This window comes from Vibrio cyclitrophicus, from assembly GCA_023206055.1.
Lineage (GTDB): Bacteria > Pseudomonadota > Gammaproteobacteria > Enterobacterales > Vibrionaceae > Vibrio > Vibrio cyclitrophicus_A.
On the sequence record CP065366.1, the window covers coordinates 1,087,633 to 1,097,753 of the forward strand.

A 10,121-nucleotide genomic window follows, 5' to 3' on the forward strand; every position below is an offset into this window, starting at 1 on the left:
AATCGGCCAGCCTATACACTATGTGAATAAGTTGTAAATTTAATAGGTTTGGGCGATGCCAACAAATACTCGAATTCTCGTGGTGGATGATGATCAAGAAATCCGCGAGCTGCTGGAAGAGTACCTCACTAAATCGGGTTTCGATGTCTCTTCTGTTGGAGACGGTGTTGAATTAGAAACCCACCTGCAAAGCCAAGGTTATCCAGACCTGATTCTGCTCGATGTGATGCTGCCCGGTGACGACGGTTTTACCTTGTGTCAGCGCGTCCGTAAGCAATCCAATGTCCCTATCATTATGCTGACAGCGGTATCGGATGAAACCGATCAGATTATCGGCTTAGAAATTGGTGCAGATGATTACATCGCGAAGCCGTTTAGCCCTCGTCAGTTAATGGCTCGAATCAAAGCGTTATTACGCCGCGTTCAAGTGGTGGATGACAAGCCGAGTGATGCACTGCCAAAGCAAATCATTTTTGGTGATTGGACGCTCGATACGCTCGCGCATCGAATCTCTCACAATGAAAACTTAGAAGAGATGGATTTGTCGGGCAGTGACTTTTCTTTGTTAATGCTGTTTTTAACTCGTCCTAACGAAGTTCTCGACCGTGACACCATCTCTTTCGCCACCAGAGGCCGTGAAGCGCTGCCTTTTGAACGTGGCATTGATGTGCAGCTTAGTCGTCTGAGAAGCCGATTGGGCGACAGTGGCAAATACCCTCACTACATCAAAACCATGCGCGGCAATGGCTATATTCTTGCTGTGCCTGTTCAGTATGAACACTGATAATCAAGTGCTGTTAATGAACACCTTGCCAATGAAGTATTTCCTATGAACTGGTTGAGTCGATTAAAACCAAACTCTTTGGTCGCAAGAACATTGTTGCTGACGTTGTTAGCCGTTGTGATTGCTCAAGGTATCGCAACGTCTATTTGGTATAGCGAATCCAAACACAAAGAACTGGAAGGGATTCGTTCTGCCTCCGAGAGCATGGCAAATATGTTTGCCTCGACGGTGACTTTCTTTCAGTCTCTACCCGTCAAATATCGTCATATCGTACTGGATCAGATCCGCAATATGGGTGGTACGCGCTTCTTCGTTTCTTTCAATAAAGAGGCTTTGATTGTTGAGCCTATCCCTGACACGCGCTTAAAAACCGCATCGATAGAAGCGATAGAAAGTGTTTTAAGTAGCAAGCTCAATAAAGTCGAATCAGTCCGGGTAGATTTCTCACGTCCTGAACACCTTCGCTTGCTTAAAAACGACATCTACTTAAGCGATCTCCCGCGATCGTGGGCGCATCACACCTTAACCTTAGAACCTCTTAATCCGCCAATTCTGGTTGTTCAAATAGAACTAACCAGTCATGAATGGGTGTACATTGCCGCACTGTTGCCAGCGCCATACGTGAAACTCGACGATACGATTCTTGGCAGAGAGCAGGTGATCTTCTTAGTTTCTTCAACGCTCATTCTACTGGTGCTGACTTACTTGATGATTCGTCGCCAAGTGCGACCTCTTAAAAAGCTGGCAAGAGCGGCCAATGAAATGAGCATGGACATTCAGCAGCCCCAACTGAAAGAAGAGGGGGCGACTGAACTGGTCACGGCAACCAGAGCCTTTAACCGAATGCAGCAGCGCATTCGTCGCTATGTTGCTGACCGAGAGCATTTGTTCTCGGCTATCTCTCATGACTTGAAGACACCAATCACCCGACTCAGGCTTCGTGCTGAGTTGTTGGAAAGCGAAGTAAAGAAAGACAAATTCAACAAAGATCTTGATGAGCTTGAGATGATGGTGAAAGGTGCATTACAGGCGGTAAGAGACACAGATCTACACGAGAACAATGCTATTATCGATCTCAATGAGATGATGCTCTCCGTGATTGAATTACACAATCAATACCAAACTCAGGTCGAGTTTGAGCCTGCTGTGATTGAACCGTTAGTCGCTAAACCTTTAGCGATTAAACGCGTGCTCACCAATCTTATCGACAATGCTGTGAAATATGGACAATCCGCCGAAGTCGATATCAGCAGTGATTCAGTGTGGGTCATTGTGACGATTCAGGATCATGGCAAAGGTATCCCTGAAGACAAGTTAGAGTTGGTTTTTGAACCCTACTTTAGGCTGGCAACCGACGACCAAGGACACGGTTTAGGGCTCGGGATCTGCCGAAATATCCTGCATGGACACGGCGGAGATCTCATTATTCGCAACTCCACTCAAGGTGGCTTAGAAGCCAAAGTCTATATACCAAGAGGCTTAGAAGTGTAATGTAACAATTGTGTTACATAGGGCTTACCTTTTGTTTCAATCTTATAAATCAGAATAAGTAGACTCTTTATTGAACCGGACGTCGAGTCCGCTAAACATGGAAGATTATAATGAAAATCAATAAAACCCTACTTACTCTATCTCTTCTTGCTGCCTCAACATTTTCTCAAGCTGGTGAAGTGGAAGTGCTTCACTGGTGGACTGCCGGTGGTGAAGCGAAATCCGCAGCGGTACTGAAAGAGATGATTGAAGAACAAGGCCATACTTGGAAAGATTTTGCTGTTGCTGGTGGCGGCGGTGAAAGTGCGATGACTGTTTTGAAAACTCGAGCAGTATCGGGCAATCCACCTTCTGCAGCGCAGATTAAAGGTCATGATATTCAGGAGTGGGGTGGTTTAGGTTTTCTAACGTCTCTCGATGCGACTGCTAAACAAGAACAATGGGATGAACTACTACCAGAAGTAGTGACTAAAGTGATGAAGTGGGATGGCGAATATGTGGCAGTTCCTGTCAACGTTCACCGTGTTAACTGGCTTTGGGCTAACTCTGTTGTTTTAGAAAAATCGGGTGTGACGGTTCCAACTACGTTAGATGAGTTCTTTGTTGCTGCAGACAAGATTAAAGCGGCTGGCTTCATTCCATTGGCTCATGGTGGTCAACCTTGGCAAGACGCGACGGTATTCGAAGCCGTGGCACTTGATGTACTAGGCAGTGAAGACTACAACAAAGCGTTCGTTGATCTTGATATGGACGTGTTATCTGGCGACAAAATGGTGGAAGTGTTCACCAAGTTCAAAAAGATGCGTGATTACATCGACAGCAACTCGCCAGGTCGTGATTGGAACGTCGCAACGTCAATGGTTATCAATGGCGAAGCCGCGATGCAGATCATGGGTGACTGGGCTAAAGGTGAATTTACTGCGGCAGGCAAAGTGCCGGGTAAAGATTACATCTGTGCACCAGCTCCAGGTACTGACGGCCAATTTACCTTCAATATCGATAGCTTTGCGTTCTTTGAGTTAAGTGACAAAGAGAACCAAAAAGCGCAGCAAGACCTAGCGAAAACCATTCTTACCAAAGATTTCCAAGAAGTCTTCAACCTTAACAAAGGTTCTATCCCTGTACGTCTAGATATGGACATGTCTAAATTCGACCAATGTGCGTTGGACTCAATGGCTACCTTCAAAGCGAGTGCTGAATCGGGCGATCTTGTCCCGAGTATGGCTCACGGCTTAGCGACAACAAGCTACGCTCAAGGCGCTATTTATGACGTAGTGACCAACTTCTTCAACGAGAAAGATGCCGATCCTAAACAAGCGGCAGCTAAGTTAGCAAAAGCAGTGAAAGCGGCTATCTAATCTAACTTGATAAGTGACACACAACGCACATGAGTGACGGGTTGTGTTGCTTTATCGAACCCCCAGGGTGGGTAGGCTCGTAGGGAGCCTATCTACTCTTCACTCCCAATTCTGATATGCGTGATGCTGATGTGGTGCCGAGAGGTAAGCCATTGGCTCGATTGTGCAACAAGGATAAGTTATGGAGCATGTTTTGACTGAGTCGACTCCAAAACCCACAAGGAGCCAGCCTGCACCGAAACCGAGTTTTGCTGACAGGTTGCAACATTGGTTACCTAAAATTGTGCTAGCGCCAACCGCGTTAGTGACCGTGGTTTGTATCTATGGTTACATTTTTTGGACGGCTGCATTGTCGTTCACTAACTCTCGATTTCTGCCGAGCTTTAATTTCGTTGGTTTAACTCAATATGAAAAGCTGATGGACAACGATCGCTGGATCACCTCAATCACCAACCTCGGTGTGTTTGGTTTTCTATTCATGGCGATTGCTATCTTGCTAGGTGTTGGTTTAGCTGTGTTGCTTGACCAGAATATCCGCCAAGAAGGCGCGATTCGTACCATCTATTTATACCCAATGGCCTTGTCATTCATCGTGACGGGTACGGCGTGGAAATGGATTCTTAACCCTGGTCTTGGCATTGAAAAGCTGATGCAAGACTGGGGATTTACTGACTTCAAATTTGACTGGCTCGTCAATTCTGAAATGTCGGTCTACACCTTAGTGATTGCGGCGCTTTGGCAGTCTTCAGGCTTCGTGATGGCGATGTTCCTAGCCGGCCTTCGTGGCATTGATTCTTCAATCATCAAAGCCGCTCAAATTGATGGGGCAAGCTTACCCACCATTTATCTCAAAATCATTCTGCCTTGCTTGCGCCCTGTGGTTTTCAGCGCGGTGATCATCACCTCACACATTGCGATTAAGAGCTTCGACCTTGTGACTGCAATGACGGCAGGTGGCCCCGGTTATTCATCGGATCTTCCTGCGCTATTCATGTACGCACATTCCTTTACTCGCGGTCAAATCGGCCTTGGTGCTGCCAGCGCCATGATGATGCTGGCTGGTATCTTAGCGATTCTCGTGCCTTACCTTTACTCTGAACTTAGGGAGAAAAAGTCATGATGAATAACATCAATTTTGCTCGAATCTTTATTTATTCAGCACTGCTTTTCTTCTGCTTGGTGTATCTAATGCCATTGTTTGTGATGGCGCTGACGTCATTCAAAACTCTGCCTGATATCAAGGCGGGTAACTTGATGAGCTTGCCAAAAGAATGGGTGTTTGATGCTTGGTATAAAGCGTGGGATACCGCCTGTACGGGCGTGAAATGTGAAGGCATCAAAGGTTACTTCTGGAACTCGTTCCAAATGGTGATTCCTGCGGTTGCGATTTCAACATTGCTCGGTGCATTCAATGGTTATGTCGTGACGAAATGGCAATTTAGAGGTTCAAACCTGTTCTTTAGCTTGTTGTTGTTTGGTTGCTTCATCCCATTCCAAGTGGTGCTTTTACCAATGGCAACCATGCTTGGCAAGATGGGTTTAGCGAACACAACCATCGGCTTGGTGATTGTGCACGTTATCTACGGTATGGCATTTACGACACTGTTTTTCCGTAACTTCTATATCTCGATTCCGGATGAATTGATCAAAGCGGCAAAACTGGATGGCGCAGGCTTCTTTACCATCTTCTTCAAGATTTTATTACCGATCTCAACGCCAATTATCATGGTGACGGTGATCTGGCAGTTCACCGCGATTTGGAACGATTTCTTGTTCGGGGTGGTGTATTCGGGCTCAGAAACTCAACCGATTACCGTGGCATTAAACAACCTAGTCAACACCAGTACTGGCGTTAAAGAATATAACGTCGATATGGCTGCCGCGATTATCGCCGCGCTGCCAACGCTGTTGGTGTACGTCTTCGCAGGAAAATATTTTGTTCGTGGCCTAACGGCAGGATCAGTAAAAGGATAATTACCCATGGCAACATTAGATTTAAAACAGATCCGTAAAACCTATCGCAACGCGGACAACGAAACGTTAAAGGGCATCGACATCAGTATCGATTCGGGGGAATTTTTGATACTTGTCGGCCCTTCGGGGTGTGGAAAATCCACCCTAATGAACACCATCGCTGGGCTCGAAAATATTAGCTCGGGTGAAATCGTGATTGATGGTGTCGATGTGGCGCAGGTTGAACCTAAAGATCGCGATATCGCGATGGTATTCCAGTCGTACGCGCTTTACCCAAACATGACGGTACGCGGCAATATCGCTTTCGGTTTGAAGATCCGCAAGATGCCGCAACAAGAGATCGATGCTGAGGTTAACCGAGTGGCGGAAATGCTGCAAATCGAACAGTTGCTGGATCGTAAACCGTCGCAGCTTTCTGGTGGTCAGCGTCAACGTGTCGCGATGGGACGTGCTCTAGCTCGTCGTCCTAAGCTGTATCTGTTTGATGAGCCACTTTCTAACTTGGATGCCAAGCTGCGTGTTGAAATGCGCCATCAGATTAAACGTCTGCACCAGAAGCTGAATACCACGATTGTTTATGTAACCCATGATCAGATCGAAGCTATGACTCTTGCGGATCGCATCGCAGTAATGAAAGACGGTGAACTGCAGCAGTTAGGCACACCACAAGAGATCTACACCAAGCCAAACAACATGTTCGTGGCGGGCTTTATGGGCTCACCATCAATGAACTTCATTAAAACCATGGTGGACTTGGATGAGGAACAGAACCCGATCATCAAAGTAACTGGTACGGCGGAGCAAGAACACCACATTCGATTGCCACAGAGTATGCGTGACCAAGATGGTAAAGAACTGGTCATTGGGTTGCGTCCTGAGCACATTACCGAGCAAGAAGGTGATGATGTGTCGGCAACCACAAAGCTAGACCTGCAATTGGAAGTGTTGGAGCCAACAGGGCCAGATACCATCGCAATGGTTAAAGTGAACGATCAAGAAGTCGCGTGTCGTTTATCGCCAGAATTTGAAGTGTCGGTTGGTCAAATGGCGCCGCTTCATTTTGACTTATCAAAGGCGGTATTCTTCGATGCTCAAACCGAAGCGAGAATCGACTTCTAGTTGCTGAGTTAGTTTAACAATCAAAGTTCATGTCTAAATCAAAGGCAGTATCACCAACTAGTAATAAGTAATGTGATGCTGCCTTTTTCGTTGTCTATACTTGCTTTTTATCCCTTATAAAAACAGAGGGATAAACGATATATATGCTTCTACTGCAATAATATCTTGATTTAGTATCCCTTAGCTCTATAAAGCTGACGTAGAAACGCGTAGGATCACACTACTTTAGACCAAAAACTAGGTTGCACCTTGGTGCATAAACAGAAGAATACATGAAACTAACAGCAAAACCAGCGGCGAATAACGCTTTACTTATTTCTATTACGACACCGGATTTTAAAGGTGACGAAGCAAAAGAGTCTCTTGCCGAACTTGCTCGCTTAGTGACAACCCTAGGGTTTAAAGTCGTCGGTACGCAATCGCAACACCACAGTTCATCTCAAAGACAGAATGTGTTGGGTGCCGGTAAGCTTGCCGAAATTGCACATCTAACTGGTTACCAAGGCTCTATTGAAGAAGCTGAAGATGAAGACTTTCTTGATGAGTCGGGTTTGTTTGATTCTGAAATCGATGAGCTAGATTTTGATGATCTTCCAACGGGTAACTTCCAATACGGTGCCGCTGATGTTGTGGTATTTGACTGTGATTTAAGTCCATCTCAAATGCGTACTGTTGAGGCGAGTTTGGGTGTGGAAGTATTTGACCGTACTGGTATCATCATCGAAATTTTCAGCCGTCACGCTCGTACTCGTACTGCTCGTCTGCAAGTTGATATCGCTCGTCTAAACTACTTAGTGCCGCGACTGCGTGAAACGGCTGAGGGTGATAAAGAGCGTCAAATGGGTCAGGGCGCCGGTGAAACTTCACTTGAGCTAGACCGTCGTAACGTACGTGACCAAATTGCTGCGCTTAAGCGTGAGCTAGTAAGCGTACAAGATGAAATGAAGACCCGACGCACAAGGCGTGCGGAGCTTTTCACTGTTGCTTTAGTTGGCTACACCAATGCCGGTAAATCTTCGATGATGCGTGCAATGACCGCAACCGAAGTGGTGGGTGAAGATAAACTGTTCGCAACGCTAGACACTACGGTTCGTGCGCTTCAGCCAATTACTCAACCGCGTATCTTGGTTTCAGACACCGTTGGTTTCATTAAGAAACTGCCACACGATCTGGTTGCTTCATTCCACTCAACGCTAGCAGAAGCGCATGATGCTTCATTGCTGCTTTATGTGGTTGATGCTTCTGACGTTTCATTCCGAGCTCAGCTTGATGTGGTACACGACGTATTAGCTCAAGTGGGTGTAGAAGGCAGCGAAAAACTATTAGTGCTGAATAAGTGCGATAGATTGACTGAAGAGCAGCAATTAGAGCTGATCGAAGAATTCCCAGATGCGATGCTGACGTCGACTCGAGATCCTCTGGATATCACGAAACTGCACAAGTACATCGTTGGTGTTGCAGAAGAGGGCATGATCGAAGAAGAGATCACGATTCCTTATTCTGGCCAAGGCATCATCGGTGAGATTCGCTCAAACATGAGTGTGGTTAAAGAAGAGTACGATTACGAGTGTATTAAGTTGACTGTTCGCTCTAGTGAAATTGACTTAGCTCGACTGAAAAAGCGTATGCAGAAATCTTAATCTCTTAGCTAGTTTAAGAAGAATAACCAAAAGAAAAGCGACCCGTTAAGGTCGCTTTTTTTATTCGTTGAGCTTAATTACGCTGTATTGAAATGCCTAGGCCATTCTTTGCGTCGGCTTCCAGCGTGCTAGCTCTGGATCAAGCTTGATACCTTGCGAAGTCAGCAGGTTAACACGAGCTAAGTACGCAGCACCGTGCATCAGATGCTTAGCAAGATCAACGGCATTACGCTGTTGGTAATCATCTAAATAGCTGTCTTTTGCCCATGCGTTGAATGCGCCAAGTGCCGGGCCAGCCCATACTTGATAATCCATCTCACGACCTTGTTCACCTGTGTTTGACCAACGGCTAGAAAGGCCCAAGTACCAACGGAAAATCAACGCCATCTTACGCTTCGGGTTGCCTTCAGCGCGTTCGATCTGTTTAGGATCACGCTCGTTAAAGTGCGCCACAGTCCCTGCCCAAATATCATCCAGTGTTGAACGGAAGACTTGCTTCTCAAGTTTCAGACGCTCTTCTACTGGAATCGCTTCAATTGAGTCGTAGCGAGTGTAAAGTTCGTACAGTTTGTTGGCACGCATTGGGAACAAGGTACCACGCTTAACCACTTGCAGTTTCACGCCCATTTCGAACATGTCTGCCGCCGGGGCCATCGTCACGTCAGCCATTTCAGTTGTCGAAAGCAGCTTACGTGTGTGTTCGCTTGCGCCAGCCTCAACACACGCTTGGTTGATTGAACCAGTAACAATGTAAGCCGCGCCCATGTTAAACGTCGCTAGAGCCGCGTCAGGCGTGCCTACGCCACCACCACAACCGACACGTAGCGGAGTTTTGAATTGGTACTGTGCTTGGATTTGCTCTTTCAGCGCTAGAATCGTTGGCAATAGGGTAACCAGTGGACGGTTATCGGTATGACCACCAGAATCGGCTTCTGCAGTAATGTCATCAGCCATAGGAACCAGCTGTGCCAGTTCCATCTGTTCTGCTGTGATTCGACCTTCATCAACTAGAGCTTGCAGCATTTTAGCTGGAGCTGGTTGCATGAACTTACTCGCGACTTCAGTACGGCTTACCTTAGCAATAACCTTGTTGCCAATCTGAATCTCACCTTGTGCATCGCGGCTAAGGCCAGCTGCACGGTAGTGAACGATTTGCGGTGTTAAACCTAAGAAGGCTGAAGCCTCAACGGTTTTCACTTTGTGCTTCAAAAACAGCTCTACACTGCCGCGCTCTAGTGCGGGTTCGCTTGGGCTGTGAATCAGGTTAAACGCATAAGGACCGTTTGGCAGTGCTGCTTGAATACGGTTGATCGCTTGCTCAACGCGAGACGGGATTAAGCCCGCCGCGCCAAATGAACAAAGAATGCCAGCTTGACCAAGTGCAATCACCAACTCTTCAGATGAAATGCCGTTTGCCATTGCGCCCGCATAGTAAGCGTATTTCACGCCGTGACAGCGACGAAAATCTTCGTCGCCTAGGCTTTGTGTACCAAGAGCAGGAGCAAATGCGCTAACTGGTTGGTTGTTCGCTGAACTTGCTGAATCACCTGATGCAATCTCTGCTTGTTGGCTAACGCCTAAGCCTTTTTCTGGGTGATTCACTACGTAACAAGCAAGGCTTAAGTCTTTCATTATTGTCGACATTGCCGCGTTATCAAAGCGAGTTGTGCTCTCTTCGATCTGCCAAGGCCACGGAGATAGCTTTTCGTTATTGACTGTAGTTTGAGTTGTCATAATTATTTCCTTCCTAGTCCC

At 46.6% G+C, this 10,121-nt stretch carries 8 protein-coding genes; 7 read left to right on the forward strand and 1 reads right to left on the reverse strand.

The genetic code is table 11. The annotated features are described in order from the left end of the window. Positions 1–55 precede the first annotated feature (55 nt). The 7 genes from ITG09_04890 (at position 56) to hflX (ending at position 8,366) form a co-directional block, all read left to right on the forward strand. Positions 56–784, forward strand: a complete 729-nt coding sequence (locus tag ITG09_04890) for a response regulator transcription factor (GenBank protein UPR52973.1) — start codon at positions 56–58, stop codon at positions 782–784. Positions 785–829: 45 nt separating this feature from the next. Then, positions 830–2,275 carry a HAMP domain-containing protein gene (locus ITG09_04895; GenBank protein ID UPR52974.1) on the forward strand — a complete coding sequence of 482 codons (1,446 nt, stop codon included), beginning with the start codon at positions 830–832 and terminating at the stop codon, positions 2,273–2,275. Positions 2,276–2,385: 110 nt separating this feature from the next. Continuing rightward, positions 2,386–3,633 (forward strand): carbohydrate ABC transporter substrate-binding protein, encoded by a 1,248-nt coding sequence (locus ITG09_04900; GenBank protein ID UPR52975.1) that lies wholly within the window; start codon positions 2,386–2,388, stop codon positions 3,631–3,633. 181 nt (positions 3,634–3,814) lie between these two features. Then, positions 3,815–4,753: a sugar ABC transporter permease gene (locus ITG09_04905; GenBank protein UPR52976.1), complete on the forward strand. Its 939-nt coding sequence runs from the start codon at positions 3,815–3,817 to the stop codon at positions 4,751–4,753. After that, the gene (locus ITG09_04910; protein UPR52977.1) at positions 4,750–5,607 is read left to right on the forward strand and encodes a carbohydrate ABC transporter permease; all 858 of its coding nucleotides are present in this window, start codon (positions 4,750–4,752) and stop codon (positions 5,605–5,607) included. Before ITG09_04905 ends, ITG09_04910 begins: the two co-directional genes overlap by 4 nt. A gap of 6 nt (positions 5,608–5,613) precedes the next feature. Next, a complete protein-coding gene (gene ugpC / locus ITG09_04915) occupies positions 5,614–6,726 on the forward strand; it encodes a sn-glycerol-3-phosphate ABC transporter ATP-binding protein UgpC (protein ID UPR52978.1) in 1,113 nt (370 codons plus the stop codon). A gap of 272 nt (positions 6,727–6,998) precedes the next feature. After that, a complete protein-coding gene (gene hflX / locus ITG09_04920; GenBank protein ID UPR52979.1) occupies positions 6,999–8,366 on the forward strand; it encodes a GTPase HflX in 1,368 nt (455 codons plus the stop codon). A gap of 96 nt (positions 8,367–8,462) precedes the next feature. On the opposite strand, the gene pfaD is transcribed toward hflX, so the two are convergent. Then, positions 8,463–10,100, reverse strand: a complete 1,638-nt coding sequence (pfaD, locus tag ITG09_04925; protein UPR52980.1) for an eicosapentaenoate synthase subunit PfaD — start codon at positions 10,098–10,100, stop codon at positions 8,463–8,465. Positions 10,101–10,121: the final 21 nt, after the last annotated feature.